The organism is Kiloniella laminariae, from assembly GCF_027214005.1.
In the GTDB taxonomy this organism is placed as follows: Bacteria; Pseudomonadota; Alphaproteobacteria; order Kiloniellales; family Kiloniellaceae; genus Kiloniella; species Kiloniella laminariae_A.
Genome location: NZ_JAPWGY010000007.1, coordinates 66,213 through 92,256, shown reverse-complemented (window position 1 = coordinate 92,256; position 26,044 = coordinate 66,213). Strand labels below are relative to the sequence as shown.

25 protein-coding genes are annotated in these 26,044 nt (G+C 51.8%); 13 read left to right on the top strand and 12 right to left on the bottom strand.

Features of this window, described 5'->3' with window-relative positions; genetic code table 11:
* Window positions 1–16 precede the first annotated feature (16 nt).
* Window positions 17–1,423 (bottom strand): 3-isopropylmalate dehydratase large subunit, encoded by a 1,407-nt coding sequence (gene leuC / locus O4H49_RS16555; protein WP_269424555.1) that lies wholly within the window; start codon window positions 1,421–1,423, stop codon window positions 17–19.
* A 470-nt stretch (window positions 1,424–1,893) separates the two neighbouring features.
* Between leuC and O4H49_RS16550 the strand changes: the two genes are divergently transcribed.
* Complete coding sequence (locus O4H49_RS16550; RefSeq protein WP_269424554.1) at window positions 1,894–2,775, top strand: DUF547 domain-containing protein; 882 nt, start codon at window positions 1,894–1,896, stop codon at window positions 2,773–2,775.
* Window positions 2,776–2,862: 87 nt separating this feature from the next.
* Here the strand turns inward: O4H49_RS16550 and rplS are convergent, their stop codons facing one another.
* The 5 genes from rplS to ffh all read right to left on the bottom strand — a co-directional run bounded on the left by rplS (window position 2,863) and on the right by ffh (window position 6,512).
* The gene (gene rplS / locus O4H49_RS16545; RefSeq protein ID WP_020592965.1) at window positions 2,863–3,291 is read right to left on the bottom strand and encodes a 50S ribosomal protein L19; all 429 of its coding nucleotides are present in this window, start codon (window positions 3,289–3,291) and stop codon (window positions 2,863–2,865) included.
* Window positions 3,292–3,347: 56 nt separating this feature from the next.
* Window positions 3,348–4,079, bottom strand: a complete 732-nt coding sequence (trmD, locus tag O4H49_RS16540; protein ID WP_269424553.1) for a tRNA (guanosine(37)-N1)-methyltransferase TrmD — start codon at window positions 4,077–4,079, stop codon at window positions 3,348–3,350.
* Window positions 4,080–4,133: 54 nt separating this feature from the next.
* Entirely contained in the window at window positions 4,134–4,658 is a 525-nt protein-coding gene (gene rimM, locus O4H49_RS16535; RefSeq protein ID WP_269424552.1) for a ribosome maturation factor RimM, read from the bottom strand.
* Window positions 4,659–4,678: 20 nt separating this feature from the next.
* The gene (gene rpsP / locus O4H49_RS16530) at window positions 4,679–5,068 is read right to left on the bottom strand and encodes a 30S ribosomal protein S16 (RefSeq protein ID WP_269424551.1); all 390 of its coding nucleotides are present in this window, start codon (window positions 5,066–5,068) and stop codon (window positions 4,679–4,681) included.
* Between the two features lie 70 nt (window positions 5,069–5,138).
* Window positions 5,139–6,512 (bottom strand): signal recognition particle protein, encoded by a 1,374-nt coding sequence (gene ffh / locus O4H49_RS16525; protein WP_269424550.1) that lies wholly within the window; start codon window positions 6,510–6,512, stop codon window positions 5,139–5,141.
* 564 nt (window positions 6,513–7,076) lie between these two features.
* On the opposite strand from ffh, the gene O4H49_RS16520 reads away from it, so the two are divergent.
* The 6 genes from O4H49_RS16520 (at window position 7,077) to O4H49_RS16495 (ending at window position 12,558) form a co-directional block, all read left to right on the top strand.
* A complete protein-coding gene (locus O4H49_RS16520) occupies window positions 7,077–7,532 on the top strand; it encodes a PAS domain-containing protein (RefSeq protein ID WP_269424549.1) in 456 nt (151 codons plus the stop codon).
* A 117-nt stretch (window positions 7,533–7,649) separates the two neighbouring features.
* The gene (dapF, locus tag O4H49_RS16515) at window positions 7,650–8,489 is read left to right on the top strand and encodes a diaminopimelate epimerase (RefSeq protein WP_269424548.1); all 840 of its coding nucleotides are present in this window, start codon (window positions 7,650–7,652) and stop codon (window positions 8,487–8,489) included.
* A 48-nt stretch (window positions 8,490–8,537) separates the two neighbouring features.
* Window positions 8,538–9,398, top strand: a complete 861-nt coding sequence (locus O4H49_RS16510) for an alpha/beta hydrolase (RefSeq protein ID WP_269424547.1) — start codon at window positions 8,538–8,540, stop codon at window positions 9,396–9,398.
* A gap of 102 nt (window positions 9,399–9,500) precedes the next feature.
* The gene (gene mtaB / locus O4H49_RS16505) at window positions 9,501–10,808 is read left to right on the top strand and encodes a tRNA (N(6)-L-threonylcarbamoyladenosine(37)-C(2))-methylthiotransferase MtaB (protein WP_269424546.1); all 1,308 of its coding nucleotides are present in this window, start codon (window positions 9,501–9,503) and stop codon (window positions 10,806–10,808) included.
* A 39-nt stretch (window positions 10,809–10,847) separates the two neighbouring features.
* On the top strand, window positions 10,848–11,789 hold the full coding sequence (gene ftsY, locus O4H49_RS16500; protein WP_269424545.1) for a signal recognition particle-docking protein FtsY: 942 nt from the start codon (window positions 10,848–10,850) through the stop codon (window positions 11,787–11,789).
* Window positions 11,790–11,808: 19 nt separating this feature from the next.
* On the top strand, window positions 11,809–12,558 hold the full coding sequence (locus O4H49_RS16495) for a hypothetical protein (RefSeq protein ID WP_269424544.1): 750 nt from the start codon (window positions 11,809–11,811) through the stop codon (window positions 12,556–12,558).
* Between the two features lie 33 nt (window positions 12,559–12,591).
* On the opposite strand, the gene speB is transcribed toward O4H49_RS16495, so the two are convergent.
* Window positions 12,592–13,557 carry an agmatinase gene (speB, locus tag O4H49_RS16490; protein WP_269424543.1) on the bottom strand — a complete coding sequence of 322 codons (966 nt, stop codon included), beginning with the start codon at window positions 13,555–13,557 and terminating at the stop codon, window positions 12,592–12,594.
* Window positions 13,558–13,712: 155 nt separating this feature from the next.
* On the opposite strand from speB, the gene O4H49_RS16485 reads away from it, so the two are divergent.
* Window positions 13,713–14,615, top strand: coding sequence for a LysR family transcriptional regulator (locus tag O4H49_RS16485; protein WP_269424542.1), 903 nt, complete (start codon window positions 13,713–13,715; stop codon window positions 14,613–14,615).
* A gap of 26 nt (window positions 14,616–14,641) precedes the next feature.
* Here O4H49_RS16485 and O4H49_RS16480 read toward each other — a convergent pair whose 3' ends face one another.
* From O4H49_RS16480 to O4H49_RS16470, 3 genes are all read right to left on the bottom strand, one after another.
* Window positions 14,642–16,750 carry a methyl-accepting chemotaxis protein gene (locus O4H49_RS16480; protein ID WP_269424541.1) on the bottom strand — a complete coding sequence of 703 codons (2,109 nt, stop codon included), beginning with the start codon at window positions 16,748–16,750 and terminating at the stop codon, window positions 14,642–14,644.
* Between the two features lie 298 nt (window positions 16,751–17,048).
* Window positions 17,049–17,975 carry a citrulline utilization hydrolase CtlX gene (ctlX, locus tag O4H49_RS16475; RefSeq protein ID WP_269424540.1) on the bottom strand — a complete coding sequence of 309 codons (927 nt, stop codon included), beginning with the start codon at window positions 17,973–17,975 and terminating at the stop codon, window positions 17,049–17,051.
* Window positions 17,976–18,026: 51 nt separating this feature from the next.
* Window positions 18,027–19,106 (bottom strand): ornithine cyclodeaminase, encoded by a 1,080-nt coding sequence (locus O4H49_RS16470; protein ID WP_269424539.1) that lies wholly within the window; start codon window positions 19,104–19,106, stop codon window positions 18,027–18,029.
* A gap of 194 nt (window positions 19,107–19,300) precedes the next feature.
* Between O4H49_RS16470 and O4H49_RS16465 the strand changes: the two genes are divergently transcribed.
* Window positions 19,301–19,744: an Lrp/AsnC family transcriptional regulator gene (locus O4H49_RS16465; protein ID WP_269424538.1), complete on the top strand. Its 444-nt coding sequence runs from the start codon at window positions 19,301–19,303 to the stop codon at window positions 19,742–19,744.
* Between the two features lie 51 nt (window positions 19,745–19,795).
* Here the strand turns inward: O4H49_RS16465 and O4H49_RS16460 are convergent, their stop codons facing one another.
* Window positions 19,796–20,053: a hypothetical protein gene (locus O4H49_RS16460; protein WP_269424537.1), complete on the bottom strand. Its 258-nt coding sequence runs from the start codon at window positions 20,051–20,053 to the stop codon at window positions 19,796–19,798.
* Between the two features lie 461 nt (window positions 20,054–20,514).
* On the opposite strand from O4H49_RS16460, the gene O4H49_RS16455 reads away from it, so the two are divergent.
* The 4 genes from O4H49_RS16455 to O4H49_RS16440 all read left to right on the top strand — a co-directional run bounded on the left by O4H49_RS16455 (window position 20,515) and on the right by O4H49_RS16440 (window position 24,502).
* On the top strand, window positions 20,515–21,681 hold the full coding sequence (locus O4H49_RS16455; protein ID WP_269424536.1) for a DUF2336 domain-containing protein: 1,167 nt from the start codon (window positions 20,515–20,517) through the stop codon (window positions 21,679–21,681).
* 29 nt (window positions 21,682–21,710) lie between these two features.
* Window positions 21,711–23,258 carry a PAS domain-containing sensor histidine kinase gene (locus O4H49_RS16450; protein ID WP_269424535.1) on the top strand — a complete coding sequence of 516 codons (1,548 nt, stop codon included), beginning with the start codon at window positions 21,711–21,713 and terminating at the stop codon, window positions 23,256–23,258.
* 132 nt (window positions 23,259–23,390) lie between these two features.
* Window positions 23,391–24,143: an AzlC family ABC transporter permease gene (locus O4H49_RS16445; protein ID WP_269424534.1), complete on the top strand. Its 753-nt coding sequence runs from the start codon at window positions 23,391–23,393 to the stop codon at window positions 24,141–24,143.
* Window positions 24,140–24,502, top strand: a complete 363-nt coding sequence (locus tag O4H49_RS16440; RefSeq protein WP_269424533.1) for an AzlD domain-containing protein — start codon at window positions 24,140–24,142, stop codon at window positions 24,500–24,502. Before O4H49_RS16445 ends, O4H49_RS16440 begins: the two co-directional genes overlap by 4 nt.
* Window positions 24,503–24,546: 44 nt before the next feature.
* Here the strand turns inward: O4H49_RS16440 and O4H49_RS16435 are convergent, their stop codons facing one another.
* A complete protein-coding gene (locus O4H49_RS16435) occupies window positions 24,547–25,749 on the bottom strand; it encodes a phosphoglycerate kinase (protein WP_269424532.1) in 1,203 nt (400 codons plus the stop codon).
* Window positions 25,750–26,044 lie beyond the last annotated feature (295 nt).

Here is a 26,044-nt window from a genome sequence, read left to right as displayed (position 1 = left end):
GTCTTCCCTTCAGCGCTTATTCGTAGTCGCGGACATCGGCGAGATGTCCCGCAATTGCTGCAGCTGCAGCCATGGCAGGGCTCAGCAGATGGGTACGCCCACCACGGCCCTGGCGACCTTCGAAGTTACGGTTCGAGGTTGACGCACAGCGCTCGCCCGGTGACAGACGATCCGCGTTCATCGCCAGACACATGGAACAACCGGGTTCGCGCCAGTCGAATCCTGCCTCGATAAAGATCTCGTCCAGCCCCTCTTCCTCGGCCTGCAACTTGACCAGTCCCGAGCCGGGAACGATCATCGCATAGACACTTTCGGCAACCTTGCGGCCCTTGGCAATCCGTGCCACTTCGCGCAGATCTTCAATCCGGCCATTGGTACAGGACCCGATAAAGACCTTGTCGATGATAATATCCTGAACCCGCTGGCCTGCCTTGAGACCCATGTAATCAAGCGAACGTTCAATGGCAGATTTTTTGTTCGCATCACGCCCATCAGAGGGCGCAGGAACAAAAGCGGAAATGCCAACCACGTCTTCAGGTGACGTACCCCAGGTCACCTGTGGTTCGATATCCGCTGCCTGAACAACGATTTCCTTGTCGTATTTCGCACCCGCATCAGATGGCAGGGTTTTCCAGTAGGCAACAGCCTGTTCCCAGTTACCGGCTTTTGGTGCCAGAGGACGGCCTTTGATGTACTCGAAGGTTGTTTCATCCGGGGCAATCAGGCCAGCACGGGCGCCGGCTTCGATTGACATGTTGCAGATGGTCATCCGGCCTTCCATGGAAAGCTTGCGCATGGCTTCTCCGGCATACTCGATCACATATCCGGTCCCGCCAGCAGTCCCGATCACACCGATAATATGCAGGATCATGTCCTTCGCGGTTACGCCCGGCAAAAGATCACCTTCAACCGTGATCCGCATGTTCTTGGCAGGTTTCTGGATCAGGGTCTGGGTTGCAAGCACATGCTCGACCTCGGATGTTCCGATACCAAAAGCCAGTGAGCCAAAGGCGCCATGAGTCGCCGTATGGCTGTCACCACACACGATTGTCATTCCCGGTAGCGTGAATCCCTGCTCCGGACCAATGATATGCACCACACCCTGACGGATATCGTTCATCCCAAACAGCTGAACACCAAACTCTTCGCAATTGCGAGAAAGCGTTTCAACCTGAATACGACTTTCTTCATCAGCAATGCCCTGGGCCCGACCGGATGTCGGAACGTTATGATCGGGAACAGCAAGAGTGTTTTCCGGGCGACGCACTTTGCGACCGGTCATCCGGAGTCCTTCAAATGCCTGGGGACTGGTAACTTCATGGACCAGATGGCGGTCAATATACAACAGACAGGTGCCGTCATCCTGACGATGGACAACATGATTATCCCAGATCTTGTCGAAAAGGGTGCGCGGGTTACTCATCCTAACTCAATCCTCGTTTTTTTTCAGCGGCTGTTCCCCACCTCTTCGGTTCTGCCAGATGCAAGACCTCAAACAGCGGCCAACGACCATACTACAAGTTCGCGCGGAGCATAACGCTTCCGCATTGCGGCGAAAAGTCTTTTAGAACGAATAATTCCATTTTTTACACTCCGACGATAAGAAAATTACGCCGCATCACATCAACACATTTTTATTCCTGCGCAATCATCGCGAAATGACCTCTGACCACCTCAGATGACGTCATCAATTTTCTGCTCGAAAATGAAACAAAATCAAAATGTTAAAAAACCAATCACAGGATATCCCATTTTGGCCACAGGATTGTTACCAGACGATCACTCACAAAATGGCCCTGTTCTGTCCATATTACCGTTAAAGACATCCGCCATAAATGCCCAATAGCCAAATATTCAATTGGCGCAGCTGTAAGTTACTTTCAAGGAGCCCCCATGACTCGCCTTTTCCGCCGAGCCTCAATAATCCTCGTCGTGGCTGCAGGCTTTCTTGTTGCCGGGATCTCGTCTTTTGAGGCCCTGCTGGCACCAAGCGCCGAACTCCTGCCCCACTGGACCGAGGCCAACTCCGAGAATGATGAAACCATCCCCCACCAAAGCTGGACTCGGTTTCTCGAAAAGTATCGTGAGAGCCACTACGATGGCATTGCCCGCCTGGCCTATCATCGCGTTACAGAAGACGATCAGCAGAAGCTGGCAAGGTACATTAACAAGCTGCAGACGATGCCCGTCAGCACCTTAAACCGGAATGAACAGTTTGCATTCTGGGTCAATCTCTACAACGCCGTGACTGTTCAGTTGATACTTCAGCATCAGCCCGTCGAGAGCATCAAGGAGATCAACATTTCCCCCGGTCTCTTTGCATCAGGTCCCTGGGAAAAGAAGCTCTTGCGTATCGAAGGGGAAAAGCTCTCGCTCAACGATATAGCGCACGGCATCCTGCGCCCGATCTGGAAAGATCCCCGTGTGCACTATGTACTGAATTGCGCTTCTCTCGGCTGCCCGGATATTCCTGCCAGGGCACTGGAAAGCAGCTCTGATCTGGATTTACAGCTTGATCAGGCAGCCCGGAAATTTGTCGACCATCCTCGGGCTGTAAGTATTTCAAAAGACAATGACGCGGTCATTTCCAGCATCTATGTCTGGTTCAAAGAAGATTTTGGCAACAGTGACGCCGCGATTCTTGAACATCTGCGCAGTCATGCCTCCAAAGAAAAACGTGACCAGCTGATGCAGGTCCGAGATCTCACCGATCACCGGTATGACTGGAACCTCAACAGCGTGCCCGTCGTTACCACGGCGTCTTCCGGCTCCTGAAGCTACCCAAGAAAAAGTATCAAGCAACACAAAAAGGGCACCCATGAAGGTGCCCTTTTTGATTCAAACGCTTTTCCGCTGAGGAAATTAAGCTTTTGCAGCAGCTTTGATAGCTGCTTTTTCAGCGCGATCAGTCGCAGCAGCTTTACCAGCAGCACCGGTGGTTTTTTCTGCAATACGTGCAGACTTACCACGACGGCCACGCAGGTAATAAAGCTTGGCGCGACGGACATCACCACGGCGAACCAGCTCAATGGAGTCCAGACGCGGGCTGTAAAGCGGGAAAATACGCTCAACGCCTTCACCGTAGGAGATTTTACGAACAGTGAAAGAAGAGTTCAGGCCAGCATTCTTGCGGGCGATACAGACACCTTCAAAGGCCTGGATACGCTCACGTGTACCTTCAACAACTTTAACATTCACACGGATGGTGTCACCAGCGGAGAACTCGGGGTTGCTCTTGCCTTCGACAAGTTTGGCAACCTGATCAGCTTCCAGCTTCTCGATTACGTTCATGTTTCTATCCTCTACCATTCTTTCGGGGCCACAGACCCGTATAGGTTAAAACGGACCTAACGGCCCAGCTTGGTATCGTTACGTTTTACCAGGTACTCGGCCCATAAATCCGGGCGTCTTTCCCTGGTGATTTCTTCCGCCTGTTCCTGGCGCCACTGTTTTATCTTCTCATGGTGACCCGAGGTCAGAACCTCTGGTACCTTACGCCCCTGCCATTCAGCAGGACGCGTGTAGAGCGGATATTCCAGCAACCCAAGTTCAAACGATTCCTCGTCTGCGGATTCCCTGTTACCCATAACCCCCGGCAACAAACGAATAACGGCATCCATCAGGATCAGTGCCGCCGGTTCGCCACCGGAAAGGATGTAGTCACCAACCGAAACCTCTATCACCTCGCGAGCCTCGAGGACCCGCTGATCAATCCCTTCGTAACGCCCGCAAAGGAGAGTTACCCCGGGTCCTGCCGCCAGCTTCTTGACCAGATCCTGATCGAGTAGCCGTCCGCGCGGCGAGAGATAGATTACCGGACTGCCATTGTCAGCCACGGAGTTTAACGCTGCATCGACAACATCAGGACGCATCACCAACCCGGCGCCTCCCCCGAAAGGGATGGCGTCAACAGTCCGGTGTTTATCATCCGCAAAATCGCGAATGTCCACCTTTTCCAGCTCCCACGTGCCTTTTTCAAGAGCGCGCCCTGCCAGGGACAACCCCAGAGAGCCCGGAAACATATCCGGGTGAAGCGTTAGAACTGTTGCTTTCCAGCTTGCTGCCACTTTATCCAACATCCTGTCTAGCAACCCGGTTTGAAAAACTGATGCCCAGACCTTTCAGTCTGATTTTCAGTCTTCCCGACCCAGAACAACTTCGGGCAGTGCAACAACAATGCGACGCCCTTCGAGGTCCACAACCGGAACAGTGCTTTCAGTAAAGCTGACCATTTCCGGCCGCCCGCCTGCACTGGTGAATTCGAGAATATCTCCGGCTCCAAAATTGAAAACGCCTTTTACAGTACCCAGAACCTCACCTTGGGGGTTCTCGACCTGCAGGCCAACAAGATCAGAGTAGTAATATTCGCCATCATCATTCAGCTTGGGCAGAAGATCACGGTTTACATACAATTTTGTTCCCCGCATTTCCTGGGCGCGATCACGATCGGTCACCCCCTTGAGCTGCGTCAGAACAGTACCCTTGGCCTGTCCGGTGATCTTGATATCGAAAGAGTTTCCGAGATCATCACTCACCGGGCCATAAGAAGCCACATCAACCGGATTTTCCGTATAGCTTTTGATCTTCACCTGGCCACGCACACCGTGCGCACCAGCGATCACCCCTACACAAATCCAGTTATCGCGGTCCAAAGCCATGGGACAAGGTATCCTCAAAATTACTCGGCTGCAGATTCTTCAGAAGCAGCCGCGGCAGCTTCAGCAGCGGCTTCAGCAGCCTGACGCTTTTCTTCCAGACGCTCTTTGGCTTTCGCCTTCATCTGGCTTTTCTTGGTCTGCTCTGGAATAGCGCGTTTCTCGACCAGGCCGAGATCACCAAGGAAACGTGCAACACGATCCGTCGGCTGAGCACCGGTAGAGAGCCAATGCTTTGCACGCTCTTCGCGTAGAACAAGGCGCTCAGGATGATCCTTAGGCACCATTGGATTATAAGCGCCAATCTTTTCGATAAAGCGACCGTCACGTGGAGCACGAGCATCCGCTACTACGATCGAGTAGTATGGACGCTTCTTGGCGCCGCCGCGGGCGAGGCGAATTTTAACAGCCATTTCAGTTCCTCTTGTTATAACTAAACGTAGTACTCTAGATTTTCAGAAGCATTCTATTCCGGTGTCCCCTTTATTTAGGGAAGCCACCCATCCCAGGAGGCATCAGGTTTTGCAACCCGCCCCGCATCATGCCCTTTTTGCCCATCTTCTGGACTTTCTTCATCATGCGGGCCGCTTCCTGGTGTTGCTTGAGAAGCTTGTTCACCTCCTGGACCGAAGTTCCAGAGCCGCCAGCAATGCGGGTGCGCCGCTTTGCCTTGATGACTTCCGGTTTTTCCCGTTCCAGAGGGGTCATTGATGAAAGAATTGCCAGCTGACGCTTGATAATACTGTCATCAAGCTTGGCATCTTTCAGTTTCTTCATCTGCCCGGCATTCATGCCTGGCAGCATATTCATCAGACTGGACAGACCGCCCATCTTCTGCATTTGCTTGAGCTGGCTTCCCAGATCGTTCAGGTCAAACTTGCCTTTCTGGATCTTGGCCGCGAGCTTTTCAGCTTCTTCCAGCTCAAAATTCTCGGACGCCTTCTCGACCAGCGACACGATATCGCCCATCCCGAGAATACGGGAAGCAACACGTGAAGGGTGAAAATCTTCCAGTTCGTCAAGTTTCTCGCCAACCCCCATCAGCTTGATCGGGCAACCGGTTACCGCACGCATGGACAGGGTCGCACCACCGCGCGCATCACCATCCATACGGGTCATGACAATCCCGGTCAGACCAACTTTCTGATTAAAGGTATCAGCAACATTTACCGCATCCTGCCCGGTCATCGCATCGGCGACCAGCAGCGTCTCCGCAGGTTTTGCCGCATCCCGAACCGCGGCGACTTCGGCCATCAGCTCTTCGTCAATCGCCAGGCGACCGGCAGTATCGAGCATAACAACATCGAAACCTTCCAGCGCAGCGGTCTGAACCGCGCGCTTGGCGATTGCAACAGGCTGTTCGCCTGGAACGATGTTCAGGGTCCGGACAGCGATCTGTTCGCCCAACACCCGCAACTGCTCCTGCGCAGCAGGACGGCGCACATCAAGCGACGCCATCAGGACTTTCTTGCGTTCTTTTTCGGTCAGGCGTTTGGAGATCTTGGCTGTCGAAGTGGTTTTACCCGACCCCTGCAAACCGACCATCATGATCACTGCAGGCGGCGTAACCTGAAGGTTCAGTCCGACATGATCCGCACCCAGCATGGCAGCCAGCTGATCATTAACAATTTTGATCACCATCTGGCCCGGCGTGACAGACTTCAGAACATTCTGCCCGACGGCTTCGACCTTGACCTTCTCAACGAAGTCTTTAACCACAGGAAGGGCGACGTCAGCTTCAAGCAGCGCAACACGCACTTCACGCAGCGCAGCTGTAACATCAGCTTCGCTCAGCGCACCGCGGCGTTTCAGCTTGTCAAAGACGGAACCAAGACGTTCCTGAAGGCTATCGAACATATGTTTCTCTTAACTCTCAATTACCGTTCCGGTCAGAGGAGGATCCCCGGACAAAATCAGCAAAAACAGTGACCAAATGCAATTGTCGCCAGTGCGCGATACTCGCGGACTGGCGGAGCTCCTTGGAGCCGGATACATTGATCCCTGACTGATAATTGTGTGGAACCTATTAAAAGCAGGCTCTCAGGTCAAGTCCTTTCAGGATTCGCATGAAACATGCCGCATGACCTACTGGATTCGCCCGTATAAAAGCTGATCAAACCTCACTTTCATTAAGGTTGACCAACATACTTGTTGCTGACCACCAAATAACGGGAAAACTTCTTACTTCAAGATGTTACACAACAGGAACTCTTGCAGAAAGCCTGTTCCCCTAGCAGGCCCGTACAAGATCCCTCTGATCTCCGGAGAAAACCTGTATACTTATACAGTAGACATGATCCCTTACCAAAAGCCCGATTACGTAAAGGCTTGAATATCGCGCCAGGATATCACTCTTTGTTCAAAGGCTATCCCCTTGCCGGGTTCTCTGACATCACTACTAGAGGATACTGAGACAGGGAAATGCTTGATGTAACCTTCAGAACCCGAACCGTAAAACTGGCCTATCAGTACTGGCTGAGCAAATGTCCTGTTGGCCTGATCCCTGGGCGACCACATATCGATCCCCTGGAAATGGTGGCCTTTCTTCCCCACATCATCTTGCTGGATGTACAGCACAATCCTCCTGATTTTCGCTACAGGCTGATCGGCACAAAAGTCGTCCCGCTTCTCAACAGAGATTACACCTCGGAGTGGATGAGCGATATTCCCAACCAGAAATCCCCGAGTACTGTCTGGGCGAATTGCCGAGCAGCGGTTGAAACAATCGAGCCCATATACGCCTACACGCCTTATGTTGGCCCGAAAAAGGATGTCCTTGATGTCGAGGACCTGATTATGCCGCTTGCCGTTGACGGGAAAACAGTTGATATGCTCTTCATCATTCTGGCCTACACCAAGAAGTCCAAGCTGCTCTAACTCTTCAAATTTAATAGACTCTTCCCCCACTCGCCCTTTATAAATTCAGAGACACCGATCACGGCGGCGGGTCGCGCAAAACTATTCAGATAACTTTCGGCAGATGAGCACCCAGAAATGAACGGCAGAGCCTTTATCAAAATGCACGGTCTCGGCAACGACTTTGTCGTCATTGATGCCCGTCAAGAGCCATTCAACCCGACAGAAAAGCAATCTCGGCTGATCGCGGATCGCAGATTCGGGATCGGTTGTGACCAGTTCATCATTATCGAACCTGCAGTTCACCAGGATGCAGATATCTTTATGCGTATCCGGAATGCTGACGGGGGAGAGGTTGGAGCTTGTGGTAACGCCACCCGTTGTATCGCATCACTCATCATGCAGGAAACAGCACGTGATCATGTCACGATCGAAACTCTTGCAGGTCTCCTTCACGCCAGACAATCCCACAAAAATCTGGTCACTGTAGATATGGGCCCCGCTCGGCTTGAATGGCAGGAGATCCCTCTGGCCGAAGAAAGAGATACGCTCAATATCGGCATCAAGCTTCCGCCACTGAAAAATCCTGTCGGCGTCAATATGGGCAACCCCCACGCCGTCTTTTTCGTGGAAGATGCTGAAGCCATTGAACTGGATGCCTTGGGACCACGGCTGGAGCATCACCCGCTCTTTCCAGAACGAGCCAACATTGGCGTCGCGACACTGATTGGCAAAAATCATTTGCGCCTCCGCGTTTTTGAACGGGGCGTCGGCATTACTTCAGCCTGCGGTACCGGCGCCTGTGCTGCCGCTGTAGCAGCCGCCCGCCGAGGTCTTACCGATCGGGAGGTCCAGGTCGACCTTGATGGTGGCAGCCTACATATAAATTGGCTGGACAGCGGCCAGGTACTTATGACCGGCCCGGTATCGATCGCCTTCAGGGGCGAGATTGCCCCCGAGCTTCTCAACGAAAGTTGAACCGCCGTAAAAAGGGTCTCCGGAAAAACGGGTAGGTTTTTTAGAACAGTGCACAAAGTCTTTTTCCTTCTTATCTCTGCCTTGCTACTTGGCGCCTGCCAGACCGTCAGTCAGGCTGAGATCAAAAACCCGCATGGCGCTTTTGCCATTGGCGACAGCTTTAATTATGTGCAGCGGGATAAATTTGCTTCGGACCTGGGGCGCTACATCTCAAAGCCGAAAGAAACGGTACTCTTTATCTATAATCACGGCACAGAAAACAGTGGCATTGGACAGGAATGCTATCCGGATCAGATTCCCTCCTATGCCCGTGCAATCGTCCGCCAGCACACCCAGACGGTCCTTTACTATCTCTGCTCTCAGGAAATCGGTGTCAGCAGCGGAGGAGACCCCAAACAACAGCGCTATTTTCGCCGCAGCGCTGAAATCGCACGAATTCTTGAACTATTCAGAGCCCACGGCATCTCGGCAGATCGTACCTTCCTGCTTGGACATTCAGGAGGCGCCTCGACAACGCTTGTTGCCGCTGCCGATATCCCGGATGCTTTCAATGGCTTTATTGTTACCGCTCCGGGATACGGTTTTGCCCATACCGGCAAGAGCCGAGAAACGAAAGAACTCGCTCCCCATTACAACACATGGAAAGAAGCTGTCGAAAAAGCCAGGGGAAAATCCGGTTTGGTTTATGCTTTTACCGGCGACACCTTTGCTCCCCCGACTGATCTCTACTTCATGACGGGAATGACAAACCTCCAACTCATCATCCAGTCCCCGAAACCCTGTGGAATCTCTGACTTCCACGGTTACCCCTGGAGCCGCTGCTTCAGAACGGAAGAAACGCCAAAAATCTGGAACTATATTCAGAAACAGCTGGCTGAAGGCAGCCAGCAGGCTGTTTATGCGCAATAAGACACAACTGACTGGTGCCAGGAGAAGCCCTTTACAAGACCTCATAGCAGGCTTGCAAAGCCGCTTCTGGACAAGAACAATCCGATAGGTCATAACAGCCGCATGACTAAGCAGCTGACTGACCCGAAGATTGTTACTTTTGGTTGCCGCCTCAACACATACGAGTCTGAGGTGATGCGTCAGCATGCGCGCGAGGCAGGCCTGTCTGATACGATTATCTTTAACACCTGTGCTGTGACCACCGAAGCAGAGAGACAGGCGCGCCAGAGTATCCGCAAAGCCCGCCGCGACAATCCCGATGCAAAAATTATCGTCACAGGCTGTGCTGCACAGATCAACCCCGAGGCCTATGCCTCGATGCAAGAAGTTGATCACGTCCTTGGTAACGAGGAAAAGCTGAAGCGGGAAAGCTTTGATCTTGAAGGCAGTGCCCGTGTCGCGGTCAATGACATTATGGAAGCCGAAGAAACCGCAGCTCATCTGGTTCACGGCTTTGAAGAACACACCCGTGCCTTTGTCCAGATTCAGCAAGGCTGCAATCACCGCTGTACGTTCTGTATCATCCCCTTTGGCCGGGGCAATAACCGTTCCGTTCCCATTGGGGCCATAACCGAACAGGTCAGAACCCTGGTTGATAACGGGGTAAAGGAAGTTGTTCTCACTGGTGTGGATATCACAGACTATGGTCTGGATCTGCCCGGCAAACCAACACTGGGGCAGATGACCCGTCGCCTGCTTGCCCTTGTTCCCGGCCTGAAGCGCTTGCGCCTTTCCTCTCTGGATCCGGTCGAAATCGACGAGGACACCTATCGCCTGATTGCCGAGGAACCCCGTCTCATGCCGCATCTGCACATCTCGCTGCAGGCTGGTGATGACATGGTGCTCAAGCGCATGAAACGCCGTCACCTGCGCCAGGATGTTGTCGAGATGGTCAACCGGGCCCGCGCCCTGCGCCCCGACGTGGTTTTTGGCGCTGATATCATTGCCGGCTTCCCGACCGAGAGTGATGAGATGTTTGAGAATACCTTCCGTCTTGTCGAAGAGCTTGGCCTCACCTATCTGCATGTTTTCCCGTATTCGGAAAGACCAGGCACCCCGGCTGCAAAGATGCCCCAGGTCCCTGGAAACCTGCGAAAAGAACGCGCGGCGCGCCTGCGCTCCGCTGGCGAAGCCGCGGAACAGCTCTTTCTGCACAGCCGGGTCGGGAAAACGGCCCAGGTGCTGGTGGAAAAGAACGGCTTTGGCCGTTGTGAACACTACGCTCCTATCCAGATTGAAGAGCTGGAAGGTGATGCCTCGGGAGAAATCGTTCCGGTGTATATTGCAGGAATTCATAACAACAGGCTTCTCGCCTATCCTCTTGGCAGCCCTGCAGCAAAAGCAGCCCAGAACGTAATCGCCGCCCAATAATAGAAAACAACACGAAAAACAAACAGTGATGACCCAGCTATGAGTGACGAAACCAAAAAAACCGGGTGGTTCTCCCGCCTCAAAGCTGGCCTGAGCCGTTCATCGTCCAAGCTGGGTGATGGCATCGGCAGTATTTTTACCAAGCGAAAACTCGATGACGAAAGTATCGAAGAACTCGAAGAGCTTCTGATCACTTCAGACCTGGGTGTTGCCACCTCGGCACGACTGGCCACCAGCCTGGCAAAGACACGCTTCGACAAGGACGTTGACCCTCTTGAAGTTCGAGAGAGCCTTGCGGCTGAAATTGAAAAGATACTTGAGCCTGTCGCACTTCCCCTTGAACCCGACAGGTCAAATGCTCCGCATGTTATCTTGATGGTCGGCGTCAACGGCAGCGGCAAAACCACAACCATTGGCAAGCTGGCCAGCCACTATAAATCCCAGGGCCTGAAAGTCATGATGGCAGCTGGTGATACCTTCCGCGCCGCTGCGATTGAACAATTGCAGATTTGGGGAGAAAGAACCGGTTGCCCGGTCGTTGCAAAAGCAACAGGTGCCGATGCTGCCGGGCTGGCATATGAAGCCATTGAACGTGCCCGCTCTGAAAAGGCTGACGTGCTGCTGATTGATACTGCCGGGCGCTTGCACAACAAATCTGACCTGATGGCAGAACTGCAGAAAGTTCTTCGGGTTATTCGAAAGCTGGATGCCACAGCGCCCCACGACATTGTTCTGGTGCTTGATGCAACGACAGGACAAAACGCCCTGTCCCAGATCGGCACCTTCAAGGAACTTGTCGATATTAGCGGCCTTGTTGTCACAAAGCTGGACGGTTCTGCCAGAGGCGGAATTCTTGTTGCCCTTGCCGAGAAGTACGGTCTTCCCGTCCACGCCATCGGCGTTGGTGAATCCGCCGAAGATCTTCGTCCCTTTACAGCTCGCGATTTTTCTCGCTCCCTCATGGGTCTGAACAATAACTGAGCCAGAACAGGACAAGCCGATGCCTCCTCATCGTTCTCCACTGAAGCCTTTCTCTGTTCAGCTCAGCCATGCTTGCCTGACGCTGCTTGGCTTGCTTGTTCTTATCATCGGAACAACGATGCAATCCCATGCAGAAGAGACAAAGAAATTCAATCAGAATGAGGTAATAGAGCACTACGGGAAAATCGCGACCGGACTGGCCCTGGAAGAACGTTGCAACCTCCTCCCCCCCCAGGATCGTCAGGAATATTATTGGCAGCAGTATCAACTGGAGGTCACCCTCAACCAGATTTTTACCAATGCACCTGTTTTGCCAATGATCCGAAGCAGTGCTCTTCAGGTAGCACAGGGAGACACCTTTACCTGTGACCAGAAATCTGGGGACTTCATTCGCTTTTCTCTGCTGAAGGCGGGCGAATTAACCTATGACCTGACCGGACAGACCTATGCTCCCGGTGAAAGTGATCTGGTGTTTAATCAGGACAGATTGCTGGTTGTCGCCGATGCTGCTGGCACCAATATTCTCTGCCAACACCTTTTGCCTGAATATGCAGAACAACTTTCGGTCGGCTATAAGGCTTTGCGTCAGACTTATCTGGACCGCTACCCAGATAAGGCTGACCCCGCGGATATGGATGATGCCTTCGAAAGTGCCAGGACAAATCCTGCCTCCAGCTGTAACGAAGATACCCGCCGGATCAGCCTCCAGGGCTGGCAATTAACCCGGATGATCATGTCCCAGCTTCAGCTTTCTTTTGAAGCAAAATAACTTCGAGAAGCTGTCCCTTCTTTTCAAGTAAGCTTAACCGTTTCTCTGCCTGCAACGCGCCTGCGACAGTACACAGATCAGCTCGAACATCAGATTAACACCAACAATTGCTGTGCCACCAGACTGGTCAAAGGGCGGGGAAACTTCCACCAGATCGGCCCCGATCAGATTCAGATCTCCCAGACTGCGGATCATGACCTGCGCATCAAATGGTGTATAGCCCCCAATCTCCGGCGTCCCTGTGCCTGGGGCATAGCTGGGATCCAGGGCATCAATATCAAAGGTTACATAGGTTTCTCCCTGCCCCACAACCCGATGTATTTCGGCAATAACCTGTTTTATTCCCAGATCATAATATTCCTCGATTGTAATAACCCTGATACCGACTTCCTTGGCATATTCTTCATCTGAACGGTCATACCGCGAGCCACGGATGCCGATCTGGACCACCCTCTCAGGATCAAGCAGATTTTCTTCGATTGCCCGGCGAAACGGCGTACCATGCGTAAATTTGCTGCCGCCAAAATAGCTATCATTCACATCCATATGAGCATCAAAGTGTACCATTCCGACAGGGCCGCGTCCGGAAACCAGTCCCCGCAAGACAGGCAGGCTGATCATATGGTCCCCCCCTGCCACCATCGGCATAACGCCAGCCTTGCGTACAGACGAGATAAAATCTCTTACCCGCTCCATGGTCACTTCCATATCAACCGGGTTGATCTTCACATCCCCGAAATCCGCAATTCGACAATCGTCGAAAGGCGCAACCCAGGTTGCCCCGTTATACCGCCGGATCAGGCTCGACATATCGCGTAACTGTCGGGGGCCATGGCGTGTTCCCGGGCGATTGGTTACTCCTGCATCCCACGGAATTCCAATAATCCCAATGTCGTACCCTGAAAAATCGCTCACATGTGGCAGGCGCATGAAGGTGGCGATGCCGCTAAATCTGGGCATATCCAGTCCATCAGGTGGCAGCTGGGTTGTATCGCTCATCAGATCTCTCCTCATTGTATTTTTCTGGGTGTATTTTCCGGATTTGAATTTTCCCGGGGCTTGGTCCCAATCAAAGCTGAAAAGAGTATCCCTCGCGCCAACACTTCTATAAATTACGAAATAACAAAATAAACTTTGGTAATAATCTAACTATCATGCAGCTTGATACCGTTGATCTCCGGCTCCTCAGGGTTTTCATCACCGTTGCAGATTGCCGGGGCTTTTCCGCTGCACAAGCAGAACTGAATACCAGCGTCTCAACCATCAGCTCGCAGATATCTGATCTGGAAACCCGACTGGGATTGCGTCTTTGTCAGAGAGGACGTACCGGGTTCTCCCTGACGAGCGAAGGCGAGAATATCTACAAGGCCGCTCAAACCCTGTTTCATCAGATTGGCGGCTTCAAAAGTGTCGTCTCTGATTTGAAAAAAGAACTCAGTGGCAGGCTATCCCTGGGTTTTGCTGACAACCTGATAACGCACCCCTCTGCCCCAATGACAGAAGCCCTGCAGAGCTTTCTGGAACCCAAAGCAGATATCGAGATCGTTTTGACTGTGTTATCGCCCAATCAGCTGGAGCGTGAACTCCTTGAACAACGACTGGACATCATCATCGGTGCCTTTCCCAGACATCTTCCCGGCATAAACTACAGCACCTTGTTTGATGAACATCAGAATCTCTATTGCGGCAAAGGTCATCCCCTGTTTGAAGCGGACGACCAGGCGATTGCCGAAGTCGATATAACCGTCCATCGACAGGCCCAGAGAGGCTATACAGCTGGACGCCCCCACCCCTCAAACCTGGGCATCGGGACCTGTAACGCAACATCGTACCATATGGAGGGGCTGGTCTACCTGATCATGACCGGTCATTTCCTCGGCCACCTGCCAGATCACTATGCGCAGCGCTGGGTCGAGAAGGGCCTGCTACGTTGCCTCTGCCCCGCCCGTTTCGGCTACACATCGGTTTTTGAACTGGGCACCCGCGCGGGGACCCACCTCTCGCCTGTTGTCAGGGGTTTTATCCAAGAGATTCAAACCTGGGCAAATCAGCCTTAAGCGGCCATTGCCCCTGGCTATTCAGGTCAAGCGCTCCTGATTTCATGGATGAAATTGTCGACCTGAACATTCAGCATCTCGGCTTGCTGCGACAGTTCGGAAGCTGCCGCCAGAACGTCTTGAGCAGAACGACCGGTCTCTTCGACACCACCGGTAACATCCGAAATGGTTGTAGTAACCTCGCTGGTCGCCGCAGCAGCCTCCTGGACATTCCGGGAGATTTCCTGGGTCGCGGCACCCTGCTCTTCAACAGCCGCGGCAACGGAAGCGGTGATCTCGTTAATCTGCTTGATGGTTCCGGTAATTTTCCCGATCGCATCAGCAGCCGTATCCGTGGCCCCTTGAATCCCGGTAATCTGCAACGATATTTCTTCAGTGGCTTTTGCCGTTTGTGTCGCCAGACTCTTGACCTCGCTGGCCACCACGGCAAAGCCCTTGCCCGCATCCCCCGCTCTTGCCGCTTCAATGGTCGCATTGAGGGCAAGAAGGTTGGTTTGCTCTGCAATATCAGAGATCAGCTTGATCACTTCCCCGATTTTGGTCGAAGCTGCCAACAGCCCTGTAACCTGTTGATTTGCATCATCAGCCCGGTCGACCGCATCACCGGCTATTGTGGTAGACTGGCTCACTTGGCGGCTGATCTCATTGATAGAGCTGGAAAGCTCCTCCGCCGCTGCCGCAACAGTCTGAACGTTGCCAGAGGCGTGTTCGGACGCCGAGGTAACAGCCACAGCCTGTTGGGAAGTGTTCCCTGCTGTTACCTGCATACTCTCGGCTGTGCTGCGCATTTCTGTTGCCGCAGCAGAAACTGTCTGGACAATCCCTTTGACCTCGTTTTCAAAACGATCTGCCAGTTCGACCATTGCCTGACGCTTTTCCGTTTCAGCGCGCCGTTCAGTTTCTTCACGCTCCAGCCCAAGGCGTTTGACCTCCAGGGCATTATCGCGGAAAACAAGCACTGCCCTCGCCATATCGGCAACTTCATCCTGTCGGTCAGCCCCGGTGATCTCAACATCCAGATTGCCATCAACAAGTTCCTGCATCGACTCTGTAATCAACTTCAGAGGCAGGATTACACGCACAGCAACAATCCAGAAGGAAACCAGGCCAGCCGCCACACCAATGGAAAGGATGATCGCCCGAATAACCAAGCGGTTCCAGCTTTCTGCCGCAGCAATGTTTGCCAGTTCCACGGACTTCGCGTTGGTCAGATCAACCAGATCCCAGATATAGCTGATCGCGCTTTCTGATCTTTTTGACCAACCCGCTTCGTCAACGGGATAGTCGTCCCCATCAATACCCTTTTTATAAACATCCTCCCGCAGGCCCTCAAACCCCGCCTCACTGAAAAAGCTGCTCTCCATTTCAGTAATGACCGCTGTAATCGCCGGCAGAGCATCAGGCTGATGTCCATAGGCAACAAATTCGCTCCAGGCGACTTCTAGACGCCCGCGGTCCATAAAAAAGTTTTTGAGGCGCGTTCCCCTTAACTTGACCTTTTTCGAAATAGCATAAGCGATACCAGCCTTTTCCCGGCTGGCATATTCGCTCATCACCCAGGCACTGTTCTTCAACTGTTGGATCGTGTTGAATTCCGCCCCTGATTCGATCGGGCGAAACGCACTGCGATCGCGTAGAATCTTTGACGCCATGATCATTCCGGTAATCGTAGGTTCGGCAGCGTCTCCAACTTTACGATCCCGTTGGAATTTGGGCACAGAAATATAGGTATCGACTCCCGGACGAAGCTCCTGCAGCGCAGCAAAGGCGGTTTGGGCTTCCTCCAGTACAACTTGTTTATTGGCAAAATCTCCCTCGGCACCCAGCCATTCAACGGCGAGAAGGTAATTCTCATCCGCTTTTTCCCTTGCGGCCTTCAAAGCCTGTTTTCCTGCGTCGGAAATGACCTGGCTGTCCGCAATGGCCACGTTGGAAAGAGACCTTTCCTCGGCCCAGTATTTTGCAGCAGTTATCAACTGTCCTTCAACCCGGTTTGATTCGAGCGTTGCCTGCGCACTCTGGTAATCTTGCCAGTCCCGCAACGCTGATGTCGCAGCCTGATAAATAACAAGACCTGTCAAAATCAATGCCACAGCATAAAGACTGTTACGGATTGTAAGGGCTCTGGACAGCATCGGGTAACTCCCTGATTGAATATCATCTTCTGGACAATATGAACGCTAGGCACGATCCTTTAACATTACACTAATATTTGCCACAGAAATCAGACAAAAAGAGAGAAAAATAAATAATTCTCACTAGAAATGTTATATATATACGACAAAACCGACATATTATTGTTTCAATCGATGTAACACATCACTTCAATCTATAAATTCATGTCTTCTCTCTTCACGGACAAAAAAAGGAACACCCTGCTGTGTGTTCCTTTTTTAAAACCCCAAAGCGCAAAACAGCACTTCATCCCGCCCTTCACCGGCTCGAGAGGTGAATACCTGCCAGCATACAACGTACAGATCCCCCGGCTTTTTCGATCGAAGGAATATTCAGGGGAACCAGGGGTATGTAGTTTTCGATGTTTCGAATCTGGGCACTGTCCAACACGTCATACGTAGTCTGTGACAACGCCAGAATCCGCCCGTCCTTGCCACGGATTTCCATCATATTCCCCGCAAAATGAGCAATCTGTTCTTCCGAAAGGTCAATAATCTCACGCCCGGATTCCTCCAGGCGCCGGGCAATTTCAGCTCTTCGTTTTGTATCTGCCACCATGGCCAGTGAAATCGCGGCAAAATCGGTGGCGATGCACATCAGGACATTGGTGTGGTACACAGCAACCCCCTTACGGTCCCGCGCTTCAAAAACCATCGGCTCATAATTGAACTGTGTGCAGAACCGTTCAAGCAACACTGGATCAGTCCGGTTAGAGCGGATGGCATAGGCTATTCGTTCAATATGATCGAGCACCATTGCTCCCGTGCCCTCCAGAAAGAGGCCATCCGGCTCAAGCCCGGAGTAATCAATAACTTCCTGTACTCTGTATTTCTGCTTGAGCATTTCAATGACATCATACCGCCGTTCTTTTCGCCGGTTCGCTGCAAACATCGGATAGATCGCGACATGCCCGCCTGGATGCGTTGAAAACCAGTTATTGGGAAAGACAGAGTCAGGTGTCTGGTCGGTTTCATCTTCAAAAACATGCACCCGGACGCCCCGGGCTTCCAGCGTAGTGATTACGTCACTTGCTTCCTGGAAGGCAGCCCGGGCAACGGCTTGGGGACTGGAGCCTGCTTCATTCACCTGAAAGCTGTTATCAACAGCAGTTTGTGGATTTGGGAAGAAATGATGGGGGCGGATCAACACCACGGCGGATGGCGCCTGTACACTGTGACTTTTCATCTTGAACCTCGGATCATCCCTGACAGCGGGACAGTATAAAGCATCAGGCAATCAAGCCGCAGACTTGCGAGAGTTCTGCAGCATCCCAAAAAGATTTCTGGGGTCCTCAGGTTCGGCGATCATGTCCAGCAATTGATAGTGCCCGGTCTTGAGCAACAGATCCTTAACGTAACGCAAGGCGGAAAAATCTTCGATGGCGAACCCGACACTGTCGAAGAGAATCACATTTTTCCCTCCTTTTTTCCAATCGGATTTACCCTGGATAATTTCCCACAGCTCGATGACCGGATGATCCGGATCCAGTTGTTGAATTTCACCTTCTATGCGGGTTTGAGGCAGGTACTCCGCAAAAATATCTGCCCGTAGAAGAATATCCCGATGCAGTTCAGTCTTGCCCGGGCAGTCTCCCCCAACCGCATTTATATAAACGCCTGCACCAACCATGTTATCCGTCAGGATTGTTGCGTTCTGCTTATCTGCAGTCACGGTTGTAATAATATCCGCACCGAGAACAACTTCATCCACAGAACCACAACTGACAATCTGAAAGCCCAATTTTTCAAGGTTTTCTGCACATTTCCGCGTTGCAGTCTTATCAATATCGTAAAGCCGCAGCTTTTCTACGCCGAGAATTGCTCTGAATCCCAACGCCTGGAATTCGGACTGGGCACCATTTCCAATCAGCGCCATCGTCAGAGAAGACCCTTTTTTTTCCTCGCCTCCGAGTACCAGATGTTTTGCGGCAAGGGCAGAAGTCGCCGCTGTCCTCAAAGCTGTCAGAATTGTCATTTCTGATAAAAGTACGGGATAGCCGCTATCAACATCCGAAAGCGCCCCAAAGGCCGTGACGGTTTGCAACCCCTTTTTACTGTTCTTGGGGTGCCCGTTCACATACTTGAAGCTGTAGATTTCCCCATCACTGGTCGGCATCAGCTCCACAACCCCTTCTTGCGAATGTGAGGCGACCCGGGGAGTTTTGTCAAAAAGCATCCAGCGCTTGTAATCTTCTTCTATGTAATCGGTTAACTCTGACAAAAATGTTTCGACCCCTTGGGCGAGAACAATGCTTGTCATGTGTTCTACGCTGACAAAGGGAACCTGGTTTTGTTGCCCCGGGGATAGCTGTTTCATTTTATATGCCTGTCTGGTTGAGTGAAATCTGGATGCCTGAGGCACCTTTTTTAGGGTTGAGGCACACAGGTTATCCAGACAGGCTGTTGCATTAAATGTCACAACAATACAAATTTGTGCAGAGAATACGTCAAAATGCCAGTTGATATTGACATATTGGCAGAGCCCTAGCAGTGACTAAAGAAAGATCCTTAATGAATACAAAAGACCCCCTGTACAAATTCGACGATCTGGACAGAGAGTTGATCACAGTATTACGCAGAGATGGCCGGGCCTCTATTTCGAAACTTGCGCAGATCTTGAAAGTATCCAGAGGAACAATACAGAATCGTATAGATAGACTTCTGGAAACAGGTGCTCTCCTCGGCTTCACAATTCGGGTCAGAGAGGATAGTCAGCCCGGGTTGATCAAGGCGATCATGACCATTGAGGTTGCCGGGCGCTCAACAACGCAGGTTATTCGGAAACTCCGAGGCCTTCCAGAACTCCACACCCTGCACACAACAAATGGCAGCTGGGATCTCATTGCTGAAATCAGGGCACAAAGCCTTCATGATTTTGACCGGATTTTGCGGGAAGTCAGAATGATCGAAGGAATCCTGAATAGCGAAACCAGCATTCTGCTCAGTTCGGTGTAGACAACACTTCAAACTCACGGTTACAAAGTCTTCGGAAAGAAATGCAAGAAACTACACGACAATATTCAGGAATGAACCCCGTGGCATAATCCGTCCGGACTCTGCTGCCATCCGGGCTGCCTCAAAGAGTTCCCGTAGAATTTCACCAATACCGCCCGCCCTGAGATCCCCCTTGAAGGGTTTTAGTGTTTTTAGGGATCGCAAGCGATCAGCTTGATGGACTCCGCCATCAACACCAGAGGATTTTCCTGCATTTTCCCGGGGGGTGCCCGGTGTAATGCTGATATCAGAACGAGTGGGAATTTTCATAAATCTAGTGTGCCTTCTGGTGGTAAAAATATACTTAACATCCTCCCTGAGCACATCAGCCCCAAGTCAACAAGACTTAATTCCCAATAAAGATCATCCTTTCACCTGAAAAAACCGAAAAGTATACACTTTAAATGGAGGTTCCAGATCGATTCTCGCTCTAATTATTAGATTTGAATCTTTCCAAACAAGGCCATCCAGGTTTTAGAAAGGCATATAAATAGTGATAAGAAGACAACTTCAACTCTATATTTAGTATATTGAAGAAATCATTTCTGCCATACTTGGCCCTGTCATAAAAAATTAAGACTCTCTTTATTAATTTTGGTGTAATTGTTTTTACTGTGAGACCCTGCCCTTAGGCCTGTTCTCTCAGATAATAGATAAAAATAGTGCCTTAAGATGAGGCATAAATCGCGCAAGTAGCGCAATCGGGGTTAGAAAAGAAAGCGGGGGTTCCTTTGCCAGAGAACCAAAACCAAAACCTGCAAAAACTGCTTGCTATGGCTCTGGACCGTTCGGTCAAGGGGCGAGAAACCCTTGCGCGCACCATTGGCAGCCTCTTTTCAAACGAAGAAAAAGCCCTTTCCGAACTGGAAAGAGCCCTTATGACCGATATCCTGGGCAAGCTGATCAGTGATGTAGAGATCCTCGTTCGCAAGGCATTAAGCGATGAACTGTCCTCAGCCAACACGGTCCCGCACGAGCTTATCCTGATGCTTGCCAATGACGAAATTGAAGTCGCGCGCCCCATTTTAATGGACAGCCCTATTATTGAAGATGAGGACCTGGTCGACATTATCAAAACCAGAACCCATCAGCATCAGCTCTCGATCGCAATGCGCAAGGATATCAGTTCAGAGGTTTCCGATGCGCTGATCAATACAGGACAAAAGGATGTCATCAAGACATTACTTGAAAACCATTCCGCAGAGATTACGACATTGACGCTCGAATACCTGAGCGAGCAGTCCAGGCGGATTGATGACTTTCAGGAACCCCTGATTAATCGGCGAGATCTTCCTCTTTATCTGGCAGAGAGAATGTACTGGTGGGTTTCTGCAGCCCTGCGATCCCATATTCTCAGAAATTTCCCTGTGGACATTCAGGATCTCGACAACCGGATTCAATCAGGTGTCCACAAACTTATCGATCGGGATCGCCTGACAGCTCCACAGGAAAAACCCGCGACGACTCTCGCCCGTAAACTCAACAAAGACAAAAAGCTGACTACTGCCACCCTGATTCAGTCTCTGCGACAGGGGGAAATCGAACTGTTCGAGGCTATGTTCTGTGAGATGAGTGGTTTCCGTCAGGATGGTCTTCGCAAGGCACTGTACGAAACCAAGGGCGAAGGTGTTGCCATTCTTTGCCTTGCCATGGGCATTCCCAAGCAGATGTTCGCTACGATCTTTCTCCTCAGCCGCAAGGGCCACCCGGAAGGGCAGACAACGGATCCAAGAGACTTGTCCCGTGCCATGTTGATCTATGATAAGGTTAGTGTCGATGATGCAAAGCTGATAGCAGATAGCTGGCGTATGGACCCTTCTTACCAGAATGCTCTATCCAAGCTGTCTCCCCCACCTGACGTGCAAAAAATTACAGGTGGGGCACAAGCAACATCATGACACGAGGAAGCAGGGGTCGCATTGTCAAGATGCCGAAAGACCGTGACCAACTTAAAAAAGGGAACGGCCTGCCGCACAATTTGAGCGGGGCATTCGAAGCCATTTCAGCACTGAAAAACGACATCGTTCACAACGGGCCACCTACCTGTGTGATCAACAGCGATGGACAGATTATCTTTGCCAATGCTGCCTATGAAGAGATCGCCGACGAAATCGCCCGCACCAATCTACTAGAGAATGCAATTTCCCCTCCCTATACCGCAGGGGAAATCGAGGCCATCAAACTTGCGGGGGGCCAGGATCCCGACGAATACATAATCATACAGAACGGTAAATCCGCGCACTATCTCGCTTCCTACCATCACCTTGACCATAGCTCCAACACGACCGGTGCGACGGCAGTCGTTCTTCGGCCAAACGATGAAATCACCCAGATAAAACAGGCACTGGCGACCGTTACCGACCGTCTGAACGATATGGCACGTCTGGTTTCTGACTGGACCTGGGAAACAGACAGTCAGCTCAACCTTACCTATGTCTCGCCACAGGTGCAGAAAATTCTCGGCTATCACCCCAGCGAACTCCTGGGCAAGAACATCAAGGAACTCTCCCTTACAGCAACACGGGTCTTTGATGACCCTAGAGGCAGAGGTATCCACAAGCCTTTTCGGGATGAGCAATTAAAAATCGAGACCAGAAACAAGGACGAACGGCTGTTTCTGGTTAGCGGCCTGCCTTTTTACACCCGGAACGGCGGGGAGTATGCCGGTTATCGGGGCAGTGCGCGGGATATCACCGAGCAACAGCACCAGCAGAGTGCCCTGCAGGTTGCCAAGGAAACAGCGGAAGTCGCCAACCGGGCCAAGTCAGAGTTTCTGGCAAACATGAGCCATGAGTTGCGCACGCCTTTGAATGCCATTATCGGATTTTCCGAAATGATGTCTTCCCAGTTACTCGGTCCGCTTGGTAACAAGCAGTATCATGAATATTCCCACGACATTCATTTCTCGGCGCGCCATCTTCTCAGTGTGATCAATGATATCCTTGATGTGGCAAAGATCGAAGCAGGCAAACTTGAACTGCTCGAAGACACCATGGATCCTCTGAAGCTGGCCGTCTCGGTTCAGCGGTTAATGATTGAACGTGCAGAAAATGCCGGTCTCAAGCTCAAGCTGTCGCTGCCGTCGAAATTGCCCATGCTCTATGCCGATCAGCGTAAGCTGAAGCAGGTTCTCATCAATATTCTCGCCAACGCAGTTAAATTCACACCTGCTGGCGGCATTGTGGAACTCTCGGGCGGCATCAATGATGAAGGCAATTTTGAATTTGTTGTCACCGATTCAGGGATCGGCATTGCCGAAGCGGATATCCCCAAGGCCTTTGAACCCTTTTCCCAGATTGACAGTACGCTCAGCCGACAGTTCGATGGCACAGGGCTAGGTTTGCCCCTTGCTCTCGGCCTTGTGCGTCTGCATGGGGGCGAACTTTCCATGACAAGCCAGCCTGAAAAAGGGACAACGGTAACCTGCATGTTACCTGCGTCACGAATTATGGCCGATGCTGGAAATCAGGCCTGAAGGGCAAAGAGACGCGCCCCTTGATATTGCATCGCAATATTTTTACCGCATAGCAGCAAGAAAATACCCTGCAGCCTCTATGCTGTGATAGCCTTTATCTCCCTGAAACTATGCCCGGAGTCTCTCCCGGATATGAAAAGTTCCCCACCCCGGGATTTTGGCTCGGTGCGTCTTGCCTATATTAATGGCTGCAAGGATGCCTTTGGCATTCCGGCCATTATCCTCGGCAGTACCTATATGGGTTTTGGTGCCCTGGTCAGTGAAACTGGTCTCGAGATCTGGCACGCCTTGTTATCCTCTGGCATTAATTGGGCCATTCCCGGCCAGATAGCCACGATGGAACTCTATGCCGTCGATGCCTCCCTTTTTGCCATCGCGGCGGCAGTTGCCCTGATCAACTGCCGTTTGCTTCCCATGACCATTGTTCTCATGCCCCATATCAGGAACAAAACCACTCCAAAAATCGCTTATTATTTTATGAGTAATTTTATAGCAGTTACCGGTTGGGCCGCGGCCATGCGACAATGCCCTCTCTTGCCCGAGGAACAGAGGTTTCCCTATTTTATCGGCTTTGTTATTCCCCTGTGGAGCATCTGTATGCTGTCCACAGCAGTTGGCTATTACCTGCCGGGAATACTGCCCGGTGAAATCACCATGGGGCTGGTCTTCCTCAATCCGGTTTATTTCATGCTGGTTTTTGTCGCCGATTTCACCCAACCAGGCCGTCCAACAGCCTTGATCCTTGGGGCCATTCTAGGCCCCCTTACCTTCCTCTTGAGTCCGGACTGGAATCTGCTGATTACTGGCCTGATCGGAGGAACCATCGCCTTTTACATAGCTGAGCGACAGACCAGAAGAAAGATCAGGAAGGTCAAAACGGAATGACAGAACTATCTTCAGGCTTTCTGACACCAGAGTTCCTTGCGCCCCTTGCCGCGTTGGGTGCTGCTGCCATAGTCACGTATTTCTGGCGGGCACTTGGCGTTGCTGTTTCCGGAAAGGTAGACAAGGACAGCTCTCTGTTCCGTTGGGTCACCTGTGTCGCCTATGCCCTGCTTGCCGGACTGATATCGCGTATGATCCTGCTTCCAATCGGGCCTCTCGCTGAGCTGGGGATAGAACAGCGAGCAGGGGCAACTGTTATCTCGCTCGCAGTCTTTTTCCTCACCCGCAAGAACCTGCTCATCGGGGTTGCCTCTGGAGCAATCGCCCTGGTGTTAATGGCAAAACTGGGCCCTCTCTAGAGAGGACCCAGCTTACACTTGCCATTATGCGAACCGCTGACGCCTCAGGCAACGTCCTGCAACACCTGAACCCCCGGCAGGGTTTTTCCCTCGAGCCATTCGAGGAAAGCGCCACCCGCTGTGGAAATATAGGAAAAATCCTGTTCCACACCAGCATGTATCAGCGCAGAAACCGTATCGCCGCCACCTGCAACTGTCAGCAGGTGACCAGATTTGGTCAAAGCGGCCGCTGCCTGGGCAACCTGGTTCGTTGCCTGATCAAAAGGTTTTGTTTCAAAACAACCCAAAGGCCCGTTCCAGACAAGGGTTTTACAGTTTTTAAGTTCGGCAGCGATCTCCTGGGCAGAGGCAGGGCCTGCATCCAGGATCATTTGGTTTTCTGGAACCGCCGTTGCCGCGACGACTGAAGTCGCAACCCCTGCGCTCAATCCTGTAGCAACAACAACATCCGAAGGCAGGATGACCTTGCATCCTCTTTTTTCTGCCTCCTCAAGGATGGTCCGTGCCGTATCCGCCATTTCATGTTCACAAAGCGAGCGCCCAACAGCAATCCCTTGCGCATTGAGGAAGGTGTTCGCCATTCCACCACCGATCACCAGGACGTCTACCTTGCCAACCAGATTTCCAAGAAGATCGAGTTTGGTCGAAACCTTCGCCCCCCCAACCAGGGCCGCTACCGGGCGCTTGGGGTGTCCCAACGCCTGTTCAAGATGCTCCAGCTCCATCTGCATCAGACGGCCTGCCGCTGCCGGTAAAAGCCGGGCAAGGGCTTCCGTCGAGGCATGCGCGCGGTGGGCTGCAGAAAAAGCATCGTTGATGTATAGATCGCCCAGCTTGGCCAATTCGGCAGCAAAGGCAGGATCATTGGCCTCTTCTCCGGCGTGAAACCGCAGGTTTTCCAGCAACAGGATCTCTCCTTCGCCCAAAGCCTCGACCTTTGCCGCAGCCTCGGACCCGATACAGTCTGGGGCAAAGGAGATTTTTTCTCCTCCCAAAGCTTCTGAAAGCCCGGCAACCACTGGCAAAAGAGTCATCTCAGGAACTGCTTTGCCTTTCGGACGTCCAAAGTGGGCCATAAGGATAATTTTGGCACCCTTGGCTTTCAGGTCTTTCAGGGTTGGAATAACCCGGACGATCCGGCTGTTATCTGAAATCTTTCCATCTACAACGGGGACGTTAAAGTCTACTCGAACCAAAACCCGTTTACCGCTCAAGTCGAAATTGTCGATAGTTTTAAACTGGCTCATCATTACTTCCTGTGATTCTTGTACGAAATCTGTCGTCCAGGCCGCTTTTTAATTAGCCAAATTGGTACAGAGTCCCCCCGCCCAGTTCAAGAAGGAAATGGTTACACGCCCCCACCTCTCAACAAACTTGTCCGCAAGATATCTTCTTGAGCAAAGAATTCTGCGTCTCAGCACCAACAGGAAAAATCGGTATCAGCGGGATTGCATTACAACGAACCGCGGTCAACAATCTGAAACATATCTAAAAATTGGCTTCAATCTGATACTGACCAGTTAAATCTGTCACAAAGCGCTT